Consider the following 20,420-nt stretch of genomic DNA (forward strand, 5'->3'; position numbering starts at 1 on the left):
GTCGATGAAAAGGCGACAGATATTTTTGTCGTAATATATGATGCTTGTCATATTTGCGATCAAGCATGATGATCATCATGCAATTCGTCAAGCTCAAACATTCAGGATTTGCCATGAGATACTCCCCAGGCCTGACCGCAGCGCGCTACCAGACCATCCTGGAAGAGGCATCCCGGCTCTTTCGTGCCAAGGGGATCGCCGGGGCAAGCATTGCCGAGGTGATGAAGGCTGCGGGCCTCACCCACGGGGCTTTCTATGCGCATTTCGATTCCAAGGATGCGCTGGCTTGCGCCAGTATTGGGCGTGCGATGGACGAGTTGGCGCTCAAGCTTGAGCAGACCATCGCCGGCAGTGATGCCCCGAAGGAGGCGGTCCTGGCCTTGTACCTCAGTAAGCAGCACCGCGATCATCCGGAAGCAGGTTGTGCAATGCCTGCGCTGGCCGTCGAGGTGGCGCGCGAGCCGGGGATGCGACGCGCCTTTACCCGGCGGGTTGTCGAGATGATCGCCTCGTTCAGATCCAGTCTGCCCTGGCAGCGTGGCCGCTCTCGTGAAGATCAGGCCATCAGCTTCGTCGCGACGATGGTGGGTGCAATGGTGCTGGCCCGGGCTGTGGACGATCAGCCATTGTCCGACCGAATCCTGCGAGCGGCACGGGACGGGTTGCTCGAACCCGATAGGCACGGTAGGAGCGCAGGGCGGCAGGGGGCGGCAATGCCTGTATCGCTGGACGTAGCTGAATCCCCGCGGTCGGAGATGCTATTGTCTAGCGCGCTAGATAGTGACGCGCTACAGGACGTAGCGCCTCAGGCGGGGAATCAGTTGTCCTTTGCCTTGTACAGTGCATCCAATCGTATGATTCGCTTGCATAAGCCCTTGCTGGATCCGCTGGGACTGACGTTCCCGCAGTATCTGGTCATGCTGGAGCTGCTCAATGATGCGCCCAGGAGCGTGGGTGACCTGGGGGCCAGGCTCGCCATGGATACCGGGACTATTACACCCTTGGTCAAACGTCTGGAGGCATTGGGCAAGGTGACACGGACCCGCGCCCGGGATGATGAGCGTCGGGTGCTGGTTGCCCTGACCGACGCCGGGGAAGCGTTGCGCGAAGCGCTCTGGGCGGTCACCGGCAAGATTAGAGCGACCTGTCAGATCCCCGGTGAAAGACAGGAGGCACTTCGCGATACGCTGGGCGCATTGGCCCGGCCCATTGGTGATGACGGCGTCTCTGGCGATCAGGGTGTTGCCTGATACACCGCTTTCGCGAGCAGGCTCGCTCCCACAGGGATATTACCAGGCAAGGACAACTCACCATTGACTTGCCACCAGCCTCCAGCTAATTTCCAGCCATGACTTCTACCGTACTGCGCAGCCAGCCAAGCATTATTACCGCCATTCCTTATCTGGCGGGCTAGCTGACGGCTGCACCCAACCCGCCCTTGAGGCGGGTTTTTTCTTTCTGTCTCCTGGGCCCGATTCAAACCAGGAGACCGCCATGACCGCTTCCCGCCCCGAGCAAACGTTGCTGGAGCATTACGTTAAGAAGATTTTCGCCGCGCCGGTGTACGAACTGGCCGTGCGCACGCCGCTGCAAGCGGCGCCTGCGCTGTCTGAAGCTCTGGGAAACCGGATCCTGCTCAAGCGCGAAGACTTGCAACCGACGTTTTCTTTCAAGATCCGTGGTGCCTACAACAAACTCGTGCAATTGACGCCTGAGCAACGGGCCCGTGGCGTCATCACCGCTTCGGCCGGCAACCATGCCCAGGGGGTGGCACTGGCGGCACGAGAGTTGGGGATCTCGGCCTGCATTGTTATGCCCATGACCACGCCGCAATTGAAGGTGCTGGGCGTGCGTAACCGAGGCGCCGAGGCGCTGCTGCATGGCGAGAGTTTTCCGTTTGCCCTGGAGCATGCGCTGGATCTGGCCCGGCAGACCGGTAGAGAGTTCGTTTCACCTTTCGATGACCCGGATGTCATCGCTGGCCAGGGCACGGTGGCCATGGAGATACTGCGCCAGCACGCCGGTGCGCTGGACGCCATCTTCGTCCCGGTCGGCGGTGGCGGACTGATTGCCGGGGTCGCGGCCTACGTCAAGTACCTGCGCCCGGACGTCCGCATCATCGGGGTGGAGTCGCAGCATTCTGCCTGCCTGCAGGCGGCGCTGAGCGCTGGAGAACGAGTCATCCTGCCAGCTGTGGGAACCTTCGCTGATGGTGTCGCCGTGGCGCAAATCGGTGCTCATGGCTTCGATATCTGCCGCTTTTGCGTCGATGAAGTGGTGACGGTCAGCGACGACCAGCTATGCGCCGCGATCAAGGACATCTATGACGACACCCGTTCCATCACCGAGCCATCCGGTGCCCTGGCGGTGGCAGGCATCAAACAGTATGTCGCTCGCACCGGTGCACGGGGCCAGACCTTGATCGCCATCGACTCGGGGGCCAACATCAATTTCGACAGTTTGCGCCATGTGGCCGAGCGTGCCGCCGTCGAAACGGTGTAACCATGACCTGTCATCGCTTTTTTTCACTACCCGACGGATGCCCGGCCACGCCTTTGCAAATTGCGTCTAATCTAGCCATCGACAGCAATAAAGTGATTGCAGTCTGTATGCAGTTTGCAAGAAGGAAAGCGCCGTTCTCTTGCATTTTGCACGGAACGTTCGGCGCGCCGGTACGCTAAGTGGTTGATTTATATCAATCCAAAATGTGGCAAATGCAGGCATATTTTTTGCGGGATGGTTCAGGAGTTCGTTTCCCGGACTCAATGATCAGAACGCCAAGAAATGAACATACGGCGCGGTATTCGTAGTCTCAGTCCGCAGGGAAGAAACGGACGAAATGCCGTCGTTGTAAACATAAATTGGCCGCCTCAACAGGAGAGAGTTGCCATGTTTTTATCTGCCCTCGAAATGCGCAATATCATTGAAAGCAGTTTGCTGCCCAAGCGCTCGCAATGCACCTTGTCACCCGATCTGACAATGACGATCAAGATTTTCGACGATCATGAAACTGATCGTGTGGCCTTGATCAAGTCCAATATCGATGCAAACAGACTCACGGGCTGTCGGGCAATCAACGACCTGATTGCCGAGTTGCGCACCGAACTCGACCACAACCACGGCAGTGGGAACTACTTTCATCAACAACACCATCGTATGACCGGGCGCTGATCGCGGCCTTGTCTTGGTCATCTGACGCCCGGGTCCGGCCAATAGCCGAACCCGGCGTCCAGTTGCAGTTGAAGATGCTACTCAATTTCCCTTCGTACAGGCGTCCGCCAGTTTCCGATAGGAAACATCCCGGGTTTTTCCCATCTTGTCGACATACACCATTTGTGCAGTGATCACTTCGCAATAAGGTGTGGACGGTTCCGTCAGTGACAGCACTTTCTTGATCTCCAATGGCATGCCATAGCGATAAGGCGTGGGCTGTGAGGTATTGTCGGCCTGAGCCAGACCGGTGATGCCGGCCAAGCCCAACAAGGACGCGGCCGCTAGTAACGCAGAAGTGTTCATGATCCGAATTCCGCAGCAGAGAGGCCTCGACCTGATGCCCTGCATCAAGGTCTGCCGCGCGGGGCCTTTGCGGGGAGGGCGCGGTCCGGGTCAGTGTCGGAGCGCAGGATTAAAAGGGGGTTAAGCCAGGCGCCTGGCTTTTGATGCTCCCAGGCTGCCGCAATGTTTGAACGAAGCGGCAGTCGCTGGGGCGTGTTGTCAGTTCAACTGCTGGCGATAGGGCAGGTCCGGCCCGGTCTTGCCGCAGGTCAGCGCGGCTGCACGCATGGCAAAGTCGAGCATGGCGCTGATCTGATCCCGGGTCAGCGTCAGTAGACCCTCGACTGAATCCAATTGCTGTTCGATCAACCAGGTAATCAATGCGGCCTGGAAGGTATCCCCTGCGCCTACAGTGTCGGCGATTGTCACCGAGCAGGCCGGCATCGACCATGTTCCATGGCGACGGCTGAACACGGTTGCGCCCTGGCCGCCACGGGTCAGGAACACCAATTGGCAACGATGTTCCAGCCAGCCCTCGATCACCACCTGAGGATCCCGTTCGGGATAGAGCAGGCTCAAGTCTTCGTCGCTGACCTTGATCAGGTCGGCATACTCCACCAGCGTTGCAATCCGTGAGCGCCACAGTTCGATGTCCGGCTGCGGGTTGAGTCGCACGTTCGGGTCCAGGCTGATCAGGCGCTTGCCACTCTCCCGTTGCGCCAATGCCAGCAGGGTGTCGCCAATCGGTTGCACCACCAGGCAGAACGAGCCGAAATGCAGGCCACTCACTTCAGGGCCCAATTCGGGTAGGTGTTGCAGGCTCAGTTGTCGGTCGGCGCAACCTTCGCCGCGAAAACTGTAGTGGGGCGAGCCGTTTGCGCCCACGGCGACCATCGCCAGGGTGGTCGGTGCATCGAAGTCCTGCAGGTATTTTAGGCTGACACCTTCATTGAGCAGTACCTGCTGCAAGCGCCGGCCAAGGAAGTCGGTGGACAGTCCGGCAAACAGCGCCGACTCCACGCCCAAGCGACGCAGCCCCACCGCCACGTTGAACGGCGAACCGCCAGCGATGGCCTTGAAATCAACCTGCGAGGCCGGGCCGCGGTCTTCTTTATCACTGAAGAAATCAAACAGTGCTTCACCACACACCAGATACATGGATGTCCGCTCTCAAAGGGTTGCGACGTGTTGTCGATAAGTTTCATAGGCTTGTTGGGCGGCCGCGACGTGTTCGGCGACCGGCCGGGTTTCGCTGGCCGGGTCGAGCTTGACGCAACGCTCGCAGAGTTCGGCCAGGCTTTGTTGCGATCCCGAATGACACCATGCCGCCTGGATCGCCGCGCCCAGGGCAGCCGCTTCGCTCTGTTCAGTGCAGATGACCGTGGTGTTCATGATGTCCGCAACGATCTGCCGCCATACCGGGCTCTTCGAGCCGCCGCCGATCAGGCGGATGCTCCGCGCCTCAAGCCCTGTGGCACGCAGCAGGTCGAGGCCATAGCGCAAGCCGAAGGTGGTGCCTTCGACCACAGCCCGGCACAGGTTGGCCCGGTTCAGGTTAGTGGTTGTCAGGCCCAGCAGGCTGGCGGTGGCATGGGGCAGGGCGGGGACCCGCTCCCCGTTGAGGAACGGCAGCATGCAGACCCCTTCGGCACCGATCGGGGCCTGGGCCACCAGGGTGTTGAAGGTCTCGATGTCCAGCTCGAACAGCTCGCGTATCGCACTGGTGGCATTGGTCAGGTTCATGGTGCAGATCAGCGGCAGCCAGCCACCACTGGATGAGCAAAAAGTCGCCACCGAGGCCTCGGGGCTGATCGCGGGCTCACTGGCATAGGCATAGACCGTGCCGGAGGAACCGAGGCTCATGGTGATCACGCCGGGCTGGATATTGCCGGTGCCGATGGCGCCCATCATGTTGTCGCCGCCGCCGCTTGCCACGATGGCGGCGGGGTTGATGCCCAGGCGCGCGGCAATGGCCGGCAGGACCCGTCCGACCGGCTGATGGGCCTCGATCAGTTCCGGCAACGCCGATTGCAATCGGCCGCTGGGGTCGATGTGTTGCAGCAGCTGCAGGTCCCATTGACGGGTACGCACGTTGAAATAGCCGGTGCCCGAGGCATCGCCGTATTCGCTGCAGTGACGGCCGGTGAGCCAGTGGTTCAGGAAGTCGTGGGGCAACAGGATATGAGCGATGCGAGCGAAAATCTGCGGATGGTGTTCCCGGGTCCATAACAGCTTGGAAACCGTGTAGCCGGGGGCGATGACCACACCGAGACGCTCCAGGGCGCCACTTTCGCCGCCCAGGTGCATCAGCAACTGTTCGTTTTGCGGAGCGCTTTCGGTGTCGCACCAGAGCTTGGCAGGGCGCAGCACCTGATCCTGGTCATCGAGCAACACCAGACCATGTTGCTGGCCGGAGACGCCAATACCCAGAATCGCCTGGCCATCGACACCGGCGTCGGCCAAGGCCTGGTGAGTGGCCTGGGTGAATGCATCGATCCATTGGCCGGTGTCTTGTTCTCGCCGGCCATTGGCACCGCTGATCATGGTGTGGGCCGCGGCGCCCTGGCCCAGGACCTGGCCGCTGTTCGCATCCAGGATCAAGGCCTTGGTGCCTTGGGTGCCGCAGTCGATGCCCAGGAACAACTGTTGATTTGCCATAGAAACCCTCGTGTGACAGATCGTTCCCACGCTCTGCGTGGGGATGCCTAAACGGACGCTCCGCGTTCGGCTTTTGGGGCGCGGAGCGTCCCTGGCTGCGTTCCCACGCAGAGCGTGGGAACGATCAATGCGAACCTAACCCTCCAGCACCCGCTCAAGTGTCCGGGTCACCCCGTGCTCACGCAAGCTGTTGCAGCACCATTCGAAGGCCGCGACGAACTCCGCCGAGCGCGGGATTGCCGTGCCGAAAATCTCCTCGACCTCCAGCATCCGCTGGGTCACCAGCGCATCGTCGGCCACCAGTGCCTGGCAGAATGCCGCCCGCGGATCTGGAATCGCGTAGCTCACGCCGTTCTCGTCCACTCCCTTGAGGTACACGGCCCAGGCCGCGACCACCAGCGCCGCGCGCCGGGTTTCGCCGCCGTCGGCGATCAGGCGGTTGATGGTCGGTACGGTGAATTTCGGAAACTTCGACGAACCGTCCGAGCATACCCGTTCCAACTGATCGGCGATGGCCTGGTTGGAAAAGCGCTTCACCAGGGTGTTCTTGTAGTCGCCCAGGTCGATGCCCGGCACGGGGGCCAGTTGCGGCGTCACGTCCAGGTCCATATAGGCACGGATGTAACGCACGAACAACGGGTCGTTCATGGTTTCATGGACGAAGCGATAGCCCTTGAGGAAACCCAGGTAGGTCAAGGCCAGATGACTGCCGTTGAGCAGCTTGATCTTCATTTCTTCGTAGGGAGAAACGTCATCGGTGAACTGCACGCCGACCTTTTCCCAGGCCGGGCGGCCGTTGACGAATTTGTCTTCCAGTACCCATTGCACGAACGGCTCGCAGACCACCGGCCAGGCATCGTCGATCCCATGTTCGTCGTGCAATTGCAGGCGATGGGCGACGCTGGTCATGGGGGTGATGCGGTCGACCATGGCATTGGGAAAGCTCACGTTGCGGTCGATCCACTGCGCCAGTTCGGCGTCATGCAGCGTGGCGAAGGCCAGCAGCGCCTTGCGGGTTACTGCGCCGTTGTGCGGCAGGTTATCGCAGGACATCAGCGTAAACGCCGGCGTCCCGGCGGCGCGGCGCTTGGCCAGTGCGGCGCAGAGGAAGCCGAACACGGTGGTCGGGGTGTCCGGGTGGGCCAGGTCGTGCTGGATCTGCGGCAGATGGGCCATGAACTCGCCGTTGCTGTCGTCGATGCAATAGCCGCCCTCGGTAACCGTCAGCGAAACGATGCGGATCTGCGGGTCCGCCAGTTTGTCGATCAGTACCTGGGCGCCGTCTTCGGCCAGCAACATGTCGTTGATGGCGCCAATCACGCGGACTTCGGTGTCGTCGTTGTCGCCCAGTTCGTACAAGGTGAACAGATAATCCTGGCCGGCCAGGTCATCCCGGGCGCGGCGGTCTTCGGCCCGTAGCCCCACACCGCAGATGGCCCAGTCCAGGTCGGCGCCGGTGTTCATCAGCGCATCGGTGTAGTAAGCCTGGTGAGCCCGGTGGAAGCCACCGACGCCGATGTGGGCGATGCCCTGGCGGATATCGCCCAGGGGATAGGCGGGCAGGGCGACTTCCGGCTTGAGGTTATGCAGGTTTTGGCGGTTGAGTTTCATCACGGGTCTCGGTAATCAGGCGGCGGCGCGCAGCGCACGGGTGACCGCTACGCCATTGGCATCGAATAAATGGCAGTGTTGGGCGTCCAGGTGCAGGTTCAACTGCTCGCCGAAACGGCTCGCCAGGTCGCCACGAACCCGCATGGTCAAGGCCTCCCCGGACGTGGTGTTGACGTGACAGAAGGTGTCACTGCCCAGTCGCTCACTCACGTCGGCGGTCACTTGCAGCGTGCATTCGCCGGGCTGTGCCAGGTTCAGGTGCTCCGGACGGATGCCCAGGGTGACCGGGCTGCCGACGCTGAGGTTGGTGCCGTTCACCGGCAGCTGGATACGTGTACCGGCGTCCAGCTGAACTTCGCAGCCCTGGCCGTTGAGTGCGCTGACCTTGCCCTTGAGAAAACCCATTTTCGGCGTACCGAGGAACCCGGCGACAAACAGGTTGGCCGGCTGGTGGTACAGCTCCAGCGGCGAGCCGACCTGCTCGATGCGCCCGCCATTGAGCACCACCACCTTGTCGGCCAGGGTCATGGCCTCGACCTGATCGTGGGTCACGTAGATCATGGTCGCCTGAAGTTCCTTGTGCAGCCGCGCCAGCTCCAGGCGCATCTGTACCCGCAAGGCGGCGTCGAGGTTGGACAGCGGTTCGTCGAACAGGAAGATTTTCGGGTTGCGCACGATGGCCCGGCCGATTGCTACCCGCTGGCGCTGGCCGCCGGACAGTTGCTTGGGCTTGCGTTCGAGCATCGGTCCCAGTTCGAGGATGCGCGCGGCTTCGTTGACCTTCTTCTCGACGTCGGCCTTGGGCACGCCCGCCAGATCCAGGGCGAAGGACATGTTCTTGCGCACGCTCATGTGGGGGTACAGGGCGTAGGTCTGGAACACCATCGCCAGGTCGCGCTTGGCCGGGCTGACTTCGGTGATGTCCCGTCCGTCCAGCTCGATGGTGCCGTCGCTGACTTCCTCCAGGCCGGCGATCAGCCGCAACAGGGTGGATTTGCCGCAGCCCGACGGGCCGACGAAGACCACGAACTCGCGGTCGTTCACCTCAAGGTCGATGCCCTTGATGATGGAAAAACCCTCGAAGCCTTTTTGCAGATTCTTGATTTTCAGGTTGGCCATGATGATGGGCCTCCACGTCTGATTAGGGTGTAGGGCGCGTTACTTCACGGCGCCAAAGGACAAGCCGCGGACCAATTGCTTCTGGCTGATCCAGCCGAAGATCAGGATCGGCGCACAGGCCAGGGTCGAGACAGCGGACAATTTGGCCCAGAACAGACCTTCGGGGCTTGAGTAGGAAGCGATCAGGGCTGTCAGCGGCGCGGCTTTGGACGAGGTGAGGTTCAGCGACCAGAAGGCTTCGTTCCAGCACAGGATCAGCGACAGCAGCACAGTGGAGGCCAGGCCGCCCTTGGCAATCGGCAGCAGCACGCGAACCATCTCCTGCCACAGGGTGGCACCGTCCAGGCGCGCGGCTTCAAGGATGTCCCGGGGAATGTCCTTGAAGTAGGTGTAAATCATCCAGACCACGATCGGCAGGTTGATCAGTGTGTAGATGATGATCAACGCAATGCGGGTATCCAGCAGGCCAAAGCTCTTGGCCAGCAGGTAGATCGGCATCAGTACGCCCACCGGCGGCAGCATCTTGGTGGAGAGCATCCACAGCAAGGTGCCCTTGGTGCGCTGGGTTTCATAGAACGCCATGGAGTAGGCCGCCGGTACCGCGATCAGCAGGCACAGGGCAGTGGCGCTGAAGGAAATCACCACGGAGTTCCAGGCGAAAGTGAAGTAGTCGCTGCGTTCGTTGATGTGCAGGTAGTTCTCCAGCGTCGGCGTGAAAATGAATTGCGGCGGCGTGGCGAATGCGTCGATTTCGGTCTTGAAGCTGGTCAGCACCATCCAGAAGATCGGGAAGAAGATCAGGATCGCGATGGCCCAGGCCAGCGTGCCCAGCAACAGGCTTTGCAGCCGACGGGATTGTTGAAGTGTCATGGCGGCGGCCTCAGTTCTTGTCAGTGAGGTTTTTGCCGATCATCCGCACCAGGAGGATGGCGGCGATGTTGGCAATCACTACAGCTATCAGGCCACCGGCCGAAGCCATGCCGACGTCGAACTGCACCAGCGCCTGGTTGTAGATCAGGTAGGCGAGGTTGGTCGAGGCGTAGCCGGGGCCGCCGTTGGTGGTGGTGAAGATCTCGGCGAACACCGACAACAGGAAAATGGTTTCGATCATCACCACGACGGCAATCGGCCGGGCCAGGTGCGGCAGGGTCAAGTGCCAGAAAATCGCGATCGGGCCGGCGCCGTCCAGGCGGGCGGCTTCTTTCTGCTCCTGGTCGAGGGACTGCATGGCCGTCATCAGGATCAGAATCGCGAAGGGCAGCCACTGCCAGCTGACAATGATGATGATCGACAGCAGCGGGTAGTGGGCCAGCCAGTCCACCGGTTGCGCGCCAAACAGTTTCCACACCGAAGCGAGGATCCCCGAGACCGGGTGGAAAATCAGGTTCTTCCAGATCAGTGCGCCCACGGTAGGCATGATGAAGAACGGCGAGATCAACAGAACCCGGACGATGCCGCGGCCAAAGAACTCGCTGGCCTCCAGCAATGCGCTGATCAACACCCCGAACACGATACTGATGAGCAGCACGCTGCCCACCAGCAACAAAGTATTGGTGGCACCGGGCATGAAGCCAGAATCGGTGAGGAAATACGTGAAGTTCTCCAGCCCGACGAACTCGTTCTCACCGGGGTAGAGCAGGTTGTAGCGGATCATCGAGAAGTAGACGGTCATGCCCAGGGGCACGATCATCCACAACAGCAACAAGGCTACCGATGGACTGACCAGAAACCAGCCGGGGTTCGCCAGGCGGAGCTTGCGCGTCGGTGCGGCAAGTTCGAGCGGCGCTTTGGCAGTTGTCGTTGAAGTATTCATGGCATTGAACCGTTTTGTGCGGGCCTATGAAGAACCCGGAATTCGGGAGCAATTCCTTGTGGGAGCGAGCCTGCTCGCGATAGCGTCCTGACCGTCGACATCGAAGTGGCTGTCACACCGTCATCGCGAGCAGGCTCGCTCCCACACTGGATCTCCTACAGAAATGGAAGCGGCGCGGTTACTTGGGATACCCGGCGCGCTTCATTTCGCGCTCGGTGGTGGACTGCGCGGCGGTCAACGCCTGGTCCACGCTCTGCTGACCGGTCAGCGCGCCCGAGAAGAACTTGCCCACCTGGGTGCCGATGGCCTGGAACTCGGGAATGGTCACCAACTGGATACCGATATAAGGCACCGGCTTGAGGGTCGGCGCTTTCGGGTCCGCGACTTTCAGCGACTCCAGCGTGACCTTGGCGAACGGCGCGGCTTTCATGTATTCGTCGCTGTAGGTCGAGGTGCGGGTGCCTGGCGGTACGTTGGCGATGCCATCGGTCTTGGCGACCAGTTGGCTGTATTCCTTGGAGGTCGCCCAACTGGTAAAGACCTTGGCGGCATCCTTGGCCTTGGAGCTGGTCGGGATTGCCAGTGACCAGGAGTACAGCCAAGAGGTGCCCTTATCGGTTTTTTCGTGGGGAGCGAAGGTGAAGCCGACGTGATCGGACACCTTGCTCTGGGTCTTATCGGTCACGAACGAGCCGGCGACGCTGGCATCGACCCAGATCGCGCACTTGCCGCTGTTGAACAGGGCCAGGTTCTCGTTGAAGCCGTTGCTCGACGCACCTGGAGGACCGGACTTCTTCATGTTGTCGACGTAGAAGGTCAGTGCGTCTTTCCACTCGGGACCATTGAATTGCGGTTGCCACTTCTCATCGAACCAGCGCGCACCGTAGCCGTTGGCCAGGGTGGTGATCAGCGCCATGTTCTCGCCCCAACCGGCTTTGCCCCGCAGGCAAAGGCCATATTGTTCCTTGCTCTTGTCGGTGAGTTTTTCCGCAAACTCACCGATCTGGGTCCAGGTCGGGTGTTCGGGCATGGTCAGCCCGGCGTCCTTGAACAAGTCGGTGCGGTAATAAGTGATCGAGCTTTCGGCATAGAACGGCAGGGCATACAGCGAGCCCTTGACGGACAGGCCGTCACGCACGGAAGGGAATACGTCGTCCAGGTCGTAGGAGGCCGGCAGGTCCTTCATCGGCTCCAGCCAACCCTTGGCACCCCAGAGTGCAGCTTCGTACATGCCAATGGTCAGCACATCGAACTGTCCACCCTGGGTGGCGATGTCGGTGGTCAAGCGTTGGCGCAGGACGTTTTCTTCGAGCACCACCCAATTCAGCTTGATGTCCGGATGCTCCGACTCGAAGGTTTTCGAGAGCTTCTGCATGCGGATCATGTCGCTGTTGTTGACAGTGGCAATGGTAAGGGTTTGTGCGCCGAAACTGACGCTGCTGAGGGTCATGCAGGTGGAGACAAGCAGAGCTTTTACCGAAGGTTTCATCGCGCACTCCTTTTCCGTGCCGGAAGGCGGCGGAAGGACAGTTATTGTTTTTTGTCTTCCGGATGAAGGGAAGAATGTGCGCTGATTACAGCCTTCAATGGCCGGCGTGACAAATCATCCGTCGCACTGGTGCTGATACTTTTTTGCACTGGACGAAGATGGTTGGTGAAAGTATTACCTGTGGCGAGGGGATTTATCCCCGCTGGGCTGCGAAGCGGCCCCAAATATCTCTGCCACCGCGGTGTATCAATTAGAACGCAAGGGGCCGCTTCGCGACCCAGCGGGGATAAATCCCCTCGCCACAGGGGAGCAAAGTGTCAGCCCTGGTTCTGCTCGGTCAACCGCTGCACCGCCAGCCGTCGGTAATGGGAAGGGGTCATGCCCTTGAGTTGCTGGAAGCGCCGGTTGAAGTTCGAAATGTTATTGAAGCCCGACTCGAAACAGACATCCGTAACCGGTTTGTCGCCGTCGGCCAGCAGTTCGCAGGATTTGCTGATGCGCAGGCGGTTGACGAATTCGATGAAGCAACGACCGGTGGCCTGTTTGAACACCCGGCTGAAGTAGGTGGGTTTCATGCCCAGGTGCTCGGCGACTTCCTCCAGGGGCAGCTCCCGGGCGTAATGGGCGAAAATGTAGTCCACGGCCCGGTTGGTACGGTCGATGCTGTGCTCATCGGTCATCTGCGAAGACGCGCCGCCGGAGAGCACCTGGTAATCATCCGTGGTCGCCAGCAACTCCATCAGGATGAAAAAATACCCCAGGCGGCTCATGCCCTGAGAGTCGGCAATGCGCTGCATCAGGATCATTGCCTGGCGGATGGTGCGCTTGCAGCGGAATTCGATGCCGTAGCGGGCCCGTTCGAGCAGCGGCGCGATGGTCTTGAGTTCGGCAAATACCTGGTGTCCGCTGTCGAACAACTCGTCGGTGAAATTCACCAGCATGTCGCGCTTGGGTACCACCTCGTCCTCGGCCACCTGGCTGATCCAGTTGTGGGGCAGGTTGGGGCCGGTGAGGAACAGGGTCTGGGGGTAGAAGTTGCCGATGTAATCGCCAATGAACACCTTGCCAGAACTGGCGACGATCAGGTGCAGCTCGTATTCCTTATGGAAATGCCAGCGCACCAGCGGGCAAGGAAAGCCATGCTGGCGATAGATGATGGACAGTCCGTCATGGTCATCCATCAACTCGTAGGAAGGGTCGGTGACTCTTGCTGTTCGGGTCATGGGCCTGCACTTTTATTGTTATCGCCGCTGGATAATGCCCCCTTCGCCGGGCAGGTGCCAACCCCGAATAGTCGTCCGATGATCGTCCGGTGTGGTGCCATCAGTGATGCTGGCCGCTACACCGCCGCGTTGTTGCGGTGCTTTTCTTCAATCCACTGGGCCATGTATTGAGTGCTCTTGTGCTGGTGGTGGCGCAGCATGCTGCCGGTGAAATTGTCACGACGTCGTTGCGCCAGGTTGGCGCGGCACGCCTGGATACTTTCAATCAGCGCCGGAGCATGAATCTCTTTGCGGTAACGCTCCGCCAGCAGCGTCAGCCCGGCATCCCGGGCCTGGTTCCAGCGAGCGGGGTCGCTGTACAGCTGCACGGCGGCGCGGGCGATATCTTCGGCGCTCTGTCTGATATCCCCAGGCCACGGCATCTCCCCCGACATGGCTTCGGCGCCGATGGGGGTCGTGACGCTTGGTGTGCCACAGAGCATGGCCTCGATCAGCTTGCCCTTGATGCCGGCGCCGAAACGCAACGGCGCCAGGCAGATGCGGGCCGACGACATCACCTGCAGGGCGTCCTCGGCCCAGTTCATGATATGGAATCCCTGGGCCGGATTGTGCAGCGCGGCAGCTTTCGGCGGGGTGTAGGCGCCGTACAGGTGCAGCTGCGCGCCCGGCAGTTGCTGGCGGATCAGCGGCCAGATGGCGTTCTTCATCCAGAGCACGGCATCCCAGTTCGGCGCATGGCGGAAGTTGCCGATACTCAGGAAATGCGCCCGCTCTTCGAATGGCACCGGTGGAGTGGCCGGCAGGTCGATCATCAACGGACACCAGAGCAGCAAGTTGCGGGGCACCTTGAATTGTTCCACCAACAGCTCGATCTCCACCTCGGACACCATCAGGTTCAGGTCGCTGCGGTACAAGGCGGCGATCTCGCGCTTGGCCATATCGGTGTCGGCCATCCGCTGGAACTCCTCGGGCAGGTCTGGCGCGAAAAGGTCGCTGAAGTCCTGGGAGGTGTCGTCAGCTTTCAAGCGGTCCTTAAGGCGCTGATGCCGGGCGTGCCGCAGGCTTTGCAAATCGGAGGTTTCCAGCACACGCAGGGCGTCGGGGCATTGTGTCTCGACCCGCCAGCCGAATTGCTCTTCCATCATGAACTGGTCGAACAGGACGACGTCCGGCGCCAGCTCACTGACGAACACATCGAAACTGCTGTTATTGAGTTCGATGGGCACTTCGCGGATGCCCAGTTCGACCAGGTCCGCGCGGTTCTCCCCAGGCCTCGCCGGGCTGCTGAACGTGATGTCCCAGCCTTGCCCGAGGAAGGCTTCCAGGATCTGCATGATGTGTCCGCCCGCCGCCGATGAGCGCGGCTCGGGCCAGACATAACCGATGACCAGGACCTTGAGGGCGGAGGGATGAGACATGAGCAGGCATTTCCTTGGGATGGATCAGGCGCAGTCGGTGCGCGGGGGCGCCGATAGTGACCAAGAATCCGCTTGGGCTCAAGAAAGAATGCTTCTGACCTTGTCGCGTAGCTGATCAATGGAAAAAGGCTTGCCGATCACCGCCATGCTGTCCGGCACGTCGATGCTTTCGGCATAGCCACTGGCGAACAGGACCGGCAGCCCAGGCCGTACCAGGCGGGCTTGCCTCGCCAGCTCGCGGCCGTCCATCACCGGCAGGCCTATGTCCGTCATCATCAGGTCGATCGGTTGATCCAGGTTGCGCAGATAGTCCAGCGCCTGCTCACAACCGTCCGCCTCGAGCACCTTATATTCCAGTTCTTCCAGTACATCGACGATCAACATGCGGACGATATCGTCGTCTTCGACTACCAGAACGTTGGCGGCAGTGACTGGGGCGGCGGTGGACATAGTGGTTATTCTCAGAAGATGAAATCGGGAAAGGCGAAAAAAAGCCTCATGCATGAGTAAGTAACGAGGCGACACAAGTTCCCGAGCTTGTACAAGAAAGGATCTATAGTACAAGAGCTGACAAGGATAGTCGCTTCCTTGCTACGGGGGGTGGCCGTTGTAGGAATTGTGCCTTTGACTTTGTCAGAAATGTGGATCCAGTCCGTGTCTTTCGGGCAAACTCCATGGTTTCCAACTGTTCGCCAAGGCCTTTTCCATGACTCCTTCGTCTTCGGTTGACGAGCAAAGTTTTCGCAAGCTCCTGAGCCGCAATATCAGCCTGCCGCTGGGCATGGGCGCCCTCAGCGCGGTGTTTTTCATTGTGCTGATCACCTATCTGTTGTCGGTCATCCAATGGGTCGGGCACAGCGATCGGGTGATCAGTAATGCCAACGAAGCCATCAAGCTGAGTGTGGACCTGGAGACCGGCATGCGCGGTTATCTCCTGAGTGGGGACGAGCACTTTCTCGACCCCTATGAGATCGCCAAGCCGCGTATTGCCGTCGCGCTTGAGACATTGCTGGAATTGACAGCCGACAACCCGACCCAGACCGAGCGCCTGCGCAAGGTGCAAGCGCTCCAGGGGGAATGGGCCAGTTACGCCCAGGGGATGATCGACCTGCAACGCAGCAGTGGCGATTACCGGGGTGCGGTGAAGGCCGGGCGCGGTAAGCGCTTGACGGACGAAATCCGCAAGACCTTTGAAGACATCGTTGAAACCGAGCAGCAATTGCGTACCGCGCGCAACGACGAGGTACGTTCCACCACGATCTGGAGCATTACCCTCTATCTGCTGTTCGTTGCCGCTGTCAGCGGATTGCTGGCCTATGTCGGACGGCGAGATCTGTTGAACCTGTCCAAGAGTTACAGCGCCAGCCTCCGGATACAGCAAGAGAGTGCCTTGCATCTGGAGAAACAGGCTTGGCTGCGCAATGGCCAGACCCAACTGGCCGAACAGGTGCTGGGGCAACTGACCCTGAACCTGCTGGGCCGCAACATTCTGCAATTCTGCGCCAAGTACCTCGATACCGCCGTAGCCGCACTTTATGCGCGCGAGGAAAACGGCGTGCTCAAGCGAGTCGCCACCTACGGCCTTTCCCGGGAGGATGACGAGCTGCAGCAGTTGATCGTTGCCGGCGAAGGGATTGTGGGCCAGGCCGTGCAGCAGGGTCGTCTTATTCGTTTGGAGCCTGTACCCGACGATTACCTGAAGGTCAGCTCCGGGCTCGGGCAGGGCTTGCCCAACAGCGTGGTGGTGGTGCCGACCAGCGATGACGACCGGATCAACGGCGTCATCGAATTGGGCTTCCTGCGTCCCTTGACCGAGCGTGATATCGAACTGTTGGAACTGATTGCCGGTAACATCGGTACCTCCATCGAAGCCGCCCGCTACCGGCAGCGCTTGCAGGAAGTGCTGGCGGAAACCCAGCAGTTGAACGAAGAACTGCAGGTCCAGCAGGAGGAGCTCAAGACCGCCAATGAAGAGCTTGAGGAGCAGTCGCGCATCCTCAAGGAGTCCCAGGTCCACCTGGAGGCCCAGCAGCAGGAGCTGGAGCAGACCAACGAGCAACTGGCCGAACAACGCGACGCCATGGATCAGAAGAACAACGAACTGAACCTGGCCCAGCTCCAGTTGCAGGAGCGCGCCGAAGAGTTGCAGCGTTCGAGCAAGTACAAGTCCGAGTTCCTCGCCAATATGTCCCACGAACTACGGACGCCGCTCAACAGCTCGCTGATCCTGTCCAAGTTGTTGGCGGAGAATCCGCAGAATAATCTGAGCGAGGAACAAGTCAAGTTCGCCGAGTCGATCTACTCCGCCGGTAATGATCTGCTGAACCTGATCAACGACATTCTCGACATTTCCAAGGTCGAAGCCGGCAAGCTGGAGGTTCGCCCGGAAAACACTGGCGTGTCGCGCCTGGTGGAAGGCCTGCGCGACATGTTCAAGCCGCTGGCGGCCGACAAGGGCCTGGGTTTCGACATCCAGGTACTGCCCGACGCACCCGCGATGCTGTACACCGACCGCCAGCGTCTGGAACAGGTGCTCAAGAACCTGCTGTCCAACGCGGTGAAGTTCACCGAGCAAGGCACCGTTAGCCTGTCCGTGGCCGGCCAGCCGGGCTCAGGCATCGCCTTCATGGTTCGGGATTCGGGCATCGGCATTTCCCCCGAGCAGCAGCAGAGCATCTTCGAGGCATTCCGCCAGGCCGATGGCACCACCAATCGCCGTTACGGCGGTACTGGCCTGGGGCTGTCGATCTCCCGTGACCTGGCGGCGTTGCTGGGCGGCTCGATCTCCGTTTCCAGCGCGCCGGGGCAGGGCAGTGTGTTCACGCTGGTGTTGCCTGAGCGTTATGTCGAGCCTGGGGACACACCGGTGGAGCCGCGGACCTTCACACCAACGGCCACTGTGCCGGCCTCGGTAACCGATGTGCCTGCCCCCATGCCGGCACCGCTGGTTGCCCAGGTGGAACCCGCCATCGCCAGATTCGCCGACGACCGGGACAAGGCGCCGTTCGACGACCGTTGCATCCTGGTGATCGAAGACGAGCCCAAGTTCGCCCGGATCCTTTTCGACCTCGCCCATGAATTGGGTTACCAATGCCTGGTGGCCCACGGTGCCGACGAAGGCTTTGACCTGGCCTCGCAACTGAGTCCCGATGCCATCCTGCTGGACATGCGCCTGCCTGATCATTCCGGGCTGACGGTGTTGCAGCGGCTCAAGGAGCGGGCCGAGACCCGGCATATCCCGGTGCATGTGATTTCCGTCGAGGACCGTGTCGAAGCCGCGATGCACATGGGCGCCATCGGCTATGCGGTCAAGCCGACCACCCGTGAAGAGCTCAAGGACGTGTTCGCCCGCCTGGAAGCGAAGCTGACCCAGAAGGTCAAGCGGGTGTTGCTGGTGGAAGACGACGATCTGCAGCGCGACAGTATTACCCGCCTGATCGGCGACGAGGACATCGAGATCACTGCCGTTGGCCTGGCCCAGGAGGCCTTGGATCTGCTGCGGACCAATGTTTACGACTGCATGGTCATCGACCTGAAGCTGCCGGATATGTTGGGCAATGACCTGCTCAAGCGTATGTCCACCGAAGAGATCTGTTCGTTCCCGCCGGTGATTGTCTACACCGGGCGCAACCTGACCCGCGATGAAGAGGCCGAACTGCGCAAGTATTCGCGCTCGATCATCATCAAGGGCGCCCGTTCGCCAGAACGTCTGCTGGACGAGGTGACACTCTTTTTGCACAAAGTCGAATCCCGGTTGTCCCATGAACGGCAGCGGATGCTTCAGACGGCCCGCAGCCGGGACAAGGTGTTCGAAGGCCGCAAGGTGCTACTGGTGGACGACGATGTGCGCAACATCTTCGCACTGACCAGCGCCCTGGAGGCAAAAGGCGCGGTCGTGATCATCGGCCGTAACGGTTACGAAGCGATCGAGCGCCTCAATGAAGTGGAAGACATCGACCTGGTGTTGATGGACGTGATGATGCCGGAAATGGACGGTTTCGAAGCCACCGCGCGAATCCGCAAGGACCCGCGCTGGCGCAAGCTGCCCATTATCGCCGTGACGGCCAAGGCGATGAAGGATGATCAGGAGCGTTGCATCGCGGCCGGCTCCAACGACTACCTGGCTAAACCGATCGACCTGGATCGCCTGTTTTCGCTGATTCGCGTGTGGTTGCCGAATATGGAAAGAATTTAGTGGAAAGAGACACCGACATTGAACTGCGTTTGTTGATCGAGGCGATCTACCTCAAATACAGCTACGACTTCAGGGATTACTCCGGCGCCTCTATCAAGCGCCGGGTCCACCATGCGCTGAGCCAGTTCGAGTGCCGGACCATCTCGGCGCTCCAGGAGCGTGTGCTGCACGACCCGGGCATGTTCATGCAGCTGTTGCAACTTCTGACGATTCCCGTCAGCGAGATGTTCCGCGACCCCTCGCACTTCCTGGCGATTCGCCAGGAAGTGGTGCCGCTGCTCAAGACCTATCCTTCGCTCAAGATCTGGATCGCTGGTTGCAGCACGGGGGAGGAAGTCTATTCCATGGCGATTCTGTTGCGTGAAGAGGGCTTGTTGGATCGCACGCTCATCTATGCCACCGACATCAACCCCAGGTCGCTGGAGAAGGCCAAGCAGGGCATTTTCGCCCTGGAGAATGTGCGGGCCTATACCCAGAACTATCAGCAGGCCGGAGGACGGCGCTCGTTTGCCGATTACTACACCGCTGCCTACGATTACGCGAAGTTCGACAAGACCCTGCGTGAGAACGTGACCTTTGCCGATCACAGTCTGGCGACGGATAGCGTCTTCTCAGAAACTCAGTTAATTTCTTGTCGTAATGTATTGATATATTTCAATAAAAAATTGCAAGATCGCGCATTCGGACTGTTTCATGAGTCCCTGTGCCACCGGGGGTTTCTTGTGCTGGGCAGCAAGGAGACGCTGGACTTTTCAACGTTCGGCAAGCAATTCGAGCCGTTGGTCAAACAGGAACGGATCTATCGCAAGCTATGAGCCAGACAATGGACAGACCTGGATCCGGAATAGAGGCCATCGCCGTCGGTGCATCCGCCGGCGGCGTGGAGGCGCTGCTCAGACTGTTCGGGCAACTGCGCAAGAGCTTCCGTTTGCCTGTCCTGGTGGTGCTGCATCTGCCCAACGAGCGCTACAGTCAGTTGGCACACGTCCTTGGTCATCGTCTGGCGATACCGGTGGAAGAGGCTCGGGACAAACAGGATATTCAAGCAGGCACCCTGTATGTCGCCACGCCTGGTTATCATTTGTCGGTCGAGGCCGATCGCAGCCTGTCGTTGAGCCTGGAGGAACCGGTGCACCATTCGCGGCCGTCCATCGATGTCCTGTTCGAATCGGCCGCCGACGTCTACGGCTCGAACCTGTTGGCCATCGTGCTGACCGGGGCCAACGACGACGGCGCCAAAGGCCTGGCCAGGGTCAAGGAACTGGGCGGAATCACCGTCGTCCAAGACCCCGCCGAAGCCCAGGTTTCGACCATGCCGGAAGCCGCGCTGGCCCTGCACGAACCCGACCATATCCTCACTTTACAAGGCATCGGCCAATTGTTGGCGGGGCTGGAATGA

Annotated in this window: 17 protein-coding genes; 6 read left to right on the forward strand and 11 right to left on the reverse strand. The window is 60.3% G+C overall.

Features of this window, described 5'->3' with window-relative positions:
* The first annotated feature begins 77 nt into the window (after positions 1-77).
* From CGA22_RS27160 to CGA22_RS17895, 3 genes are all read left to right on the forward strand, one after another.
* On the forward strand, positions 78-1,250 hold the full coding sequence (locus tag CGA22_RS27160; protein ID WP_223194821.1) for a TetR family transcriptional regulator: 1,173 nt from the start codon (positions 78-80) through the stop codon (positions 1,248-1,250).
* A 244-nt stretch (positions 1,251-1,494) separates the two neighbouring features.
* On the forward strand, positions 1,495-2,502 hold the full coding sequence (gene ilvA, locus CGA22_RS17890; RefSeq protein ID WP_084213781.1) for a threonine ammonia-lyase, biosynthetic: 1,008 nt from the start codon (positions 1,495-1,497) through the stop codon (positions 2,500-2,502).
* A 387-nt stretch (positions 2,503-2,889) separates the two neighbouring features.
* Positions 2,890-3,171: a DUF1652 domain-containing protein gene (locus tag CGA22_RS17895; RefSeq protein ID WP_041023218.1), complete on the forward strand. Its 282-nt coding sequence runs from the start codon at positions 2,890-2,892 to the stop codon at positions 3,169-3,171.
* Positions 3,172-3,252: 81 nt separating this feature from the next.
* Here the strand turns inward: CGA22_RS17895 and CGA22_RS17900 are convergent, their stop codons facing one another.
* The 11 genes from CGA22_RS17900 to CGA22_RS17950 form a co-directional block, all read right to left on the reverse strand.
* The gene (locus CGA22_RS17900) at positions 3,253-3,516 is read right to left on the reverse strand and encodes a DUF2790 domain-containing protein (protein ID WP_041023219.1); all 264 of its coding nucleotides are present in this window, start codon (positions 3,514-3,516) and stop codon (positions 3,253-3,255) included.
* 198 nt (positions 3,517-3,714) lie between these two features.
* Entirely contained in the window at positions 3,715-4,653 is a 939-nt protein-coding gene (locus tag CGA22_RS17905; RefSeq protein ID WP_041023220.1) for a carbohydrate kinase family protein, read from the reverse strand.
* A gap of 12 nt (positions 4,654-4,665) precedes the next feature.
* A complete protein-coding gene (xylB, locus tag CGA22_RS17910) occupies positions 4,666-6,153 on the reverse strand; it encodes a xylulokinase (protein WP_041023221.1) in 1,488 nt (495 codons plus the stop codon).
* A 135-nt stretch (positions 6,154-6,288) separates the two neighbouring features.
* The gene (locus CGA22_RS17915; RefSeq protein WP_041023222.1) at positions 6,289-7,764 is read right to left on the reverse strand and encodes a mannitol dehydrogenase family protein; all 1,476 of its coding nucleotides are present in this window, start codon (positions 7,762-7,764) and stop codon (positions 6,289-6,291) included.
* Between the two features lie 15 nt (positions 7,765-7,779).
* A complete protein-coding gene (locus CGA22_RS17920) occupies positions 7,780-8,883 on the reverse strand; it encodes an ABC transporter ATP-binding protein (protein WP_041023223.1) in 1,104 nt (367 codons plus the stop codon).
* 39 nt (positions 8,884-8,922) lie between these two features.
* Positions 8,923-9,753, reverse strand: a complete 831-nt coding sequence (locus tag CGA22_RS17925) for a carbohydrate ABC transporter permease (RefSeq protein WP_041023224.1) — start codon at positions 9,751-9,753, stop codon at positions 8,923-8,925.
* Positions 9,754-9,763: 10 nt separating this feature from the next.
* Positions 9,764-10,696 carry a carbohydrate ABC transporter permease gene (locus CGA22_RS17930; protein WP_041023225.1) on the reverse strand — a complete coding sequence of 311 codons (933 nt, stop codon included), beginning with the start codon at positions 10,694-10,696 and terminating at the stop codon, positions 9,764-9,766.
* A gap of 178 nt (positions 10,697-10,874) precedes the next feature.
* Complete coding sequence (locus CGA22_RS17935; RefSeq protein ID WP_024781056.1) at positions 10,875-12,185, reverse strand: ABC transporter substrate-binding protein; 1,311 nt, start codon at positions 12,183-12,185, stop codon at positions 10,875-10,877.
* A 317-nt stretch (positions 12,186-12,502) separates the two neighbouring features.
* Complete coding sequence (locus CGA22_RS17940; RefSeq protein ID WP_041023226.1) at positions 12,503-13,408, reverse strand: AraC family transcriptional regulator; 906 nt, start codon at positions 13,406-13,408, stop codon at positions 12,503-12,505.
* Positions 13,409-13,524: 116 nt separating this feature from the next.
* Positions 13,525-14,826, reverse strand: a complete 1,302-nt coding sequence (locus CGA22_RS17945; RefSeq protein ID WP_041023227.1) for a glycosyltransferase — start codon at positions 14,824-14,826, stop codon at positions 13,525-13,527.
* A gap of 78 nt (positions 14,827-14,904) precedes the next feature.
* The gene (locus CGA22_RS17950) at positions 14,905-15,276 is read right to left on the reverse strand and encodes a response regulator (RefSeq protein ID WP_041023228.1); all 372 of its coding nucleotides are present in this window, start codon (positions 15,274-15,276) and stop codon (positions 14,905-14,907) included.
* 256 nt (positions 15,277-15,532) lie between these two features.
* On the opposite strand from CGA22_RS17950, the gene CGA22_RS17955 reads away from it, so the two are divergent.
* The 3 genes from CGA22_RS17955 to CGA22_RS17965 are packed head-to-tail and all read left to right on the forward strand — an operon-like array spanning position 15,533 to position 20,420.
* A complete protein-coding gene (locus tag CGA22_RS17955; RefSeq protein ID WP_041023229.1) occupies positions 15,533-19,021 on the forward strand; it encodes a response regulator in 3,489 nt (1,162 codons plus the stop codon).
* The gene (locus CGA22_RS17960) at positions 19,021-19,836 is read left to right on the forward strand and encodes a CheR family methyltransferase (RefSeq protein ID WP_041023230.1); all 816 of its coding nucleotides are present in this window, start codon (positions 19,021-19,023) and stop codon (positions 19,834-19,836) included. Before CGA22_RS17955 ends, CGA22_RS17960 begins: the two co-directional genes overlap by 1 nt.
* Positions 19,833-20,420 (forward strand): chemotaxis protein CheB, encoded by a 588-nt coding sequence (locus CGA22_RS17965; protein ID WP_041023231.1) that lies wholly within the window; start codon positions 19,833-19,835, stop codon positions 20,418-20,420. Before CGA22_RS17960 ends, CGA22_RS17965 begins: the two co-directional genes overlap by 4 nt.

Source organism: Pseudomonas sp. PSB18 (assembly GCF_014596565.1).
In the GTDB taxonomy this organism is placed as follows: domain Bacteria; phylum Pseudomonadota; class Gammaproteobacteria; order Pseudomonadales; family Pseudomonadaceae; genus Aquipseudomonas.

Excerpts from the sequence above, each read along its gene's own strand:
- CGA22_RS27160 (WP_223194821.1), top strand. The coding sequence starts at position 78 with ATGCAATTCGTCAAGCTCAAACATTCAGGATTTGCCATGAGATACTCC.
- ilvA (WP_084213781.1), top strand. The coding sequence starts at position 1,495 with ATGACCGCTTCCCGCCCCGAGCAAACGTTGCTGGAGCATTACGTTAAG.
- CGA22_RS17895 (WP_041023218.1), top strand. The coding sequence starts at position 2,890 with ATGTTTTTATCTGCCCTCGAAATGCGCAATATCATTGAAAGCAGTTTG.
- CGA22_RS17900 (WP_041023219.1), bottom strand. The coding sequence starts at position 3,516 with ATGAACACTTCTGCGTTACTAGCGGCCGCGTCCTTGTTGGGCTTGGCC.
- CGA22_RS17905 (WP_041023220.1), bottom strand. The coding sequence starts at position 4,653 with ATGTATCTGGTGTGTGGTGAAGCACTGTTTGATTTCTTCAGTGATAAA.
- xylB (WP_041023221.1), bottom strand. The coding sequence starts at position 6,153 with ATGGCAAATCAACAGTTGTTCCTGGGCATCGACTGCGGCACCCAAGGC.
- CGA22_RS17915 (WP_041023222.1), bottom strand. The coding sequence starts at position 7,764 with ATGAAACTCAACCGCCAAAACCTGCATAACCTCAAGCCGGAAGTCGCC.
- CGA22_RS17920 (WP_041023223.1), bottom strand. The coding sequence starts at position 8,883 with ATGGCCAACCTGAAAATCAAGAATCTGCAAAAAGGCTTCGAGGGTTTT.
- CGA22_RS17925 (WP_041023224.1), bottom strand. The coding sequence starts at position 9,753 with ATGACACTTCAACAATCCCGTCGGCTGCAAAGCCTGTTGCTGGGCACG.
- CGA22_RS17930 (WP_041023225.1), bottom strand. The coding sequence starts at position 10,696 with ATGAATACTTCAACGACAACTGCCAAAGCGCCGCTCGAACTTGCCGCA.
- CGA22_RS17935 (WP_024781056.1), bottom strand. The coding sequence starts at position 12,185 with ATGAAACCTTCGGTAAAAGCTCTGCTTGTCTCCACCTGCATGACCCTC.
- CGA22_RS17940 (WP_041023226.1), bottom strand. The coding sequence starts at position 13,408 with ATGACCCGAACAGCAAGAGTCACCGACCCTTCCTACGAGTTGATGGAT.
- CGA22_RS17945 (WP_041023227.1), bottom strand. The coding sequence starts at position 14,826 with ATGTCTCATCCCTCCGCCCTCAAGGTCCTGGTCATCGGTTATGTCTGG.
- CGA22_RS17950 (WP_041023228.1), bottom strand. The coding sequence starts at position 15,276 with ATGTCCACCGCCGCCCCAGTCACTGCCGCCAACGTTCTGGTAGTCGAA.
- CGA22_RS17955 (WP_041023229.1), top strand. The coding sequence starts at position 15,533 with ATGACTCCTTCGTCTTCGGTTGACGAGCAAAGTTTTCGCAAGCTCCTG.
- CGA22_RS17965 (WP_041023231.1), top strand. The coding sequence starts at position 19,833 with ATGAGCCAGACAATGGACAGACCTGGATCCGGAATAGAGGCCATCGCC.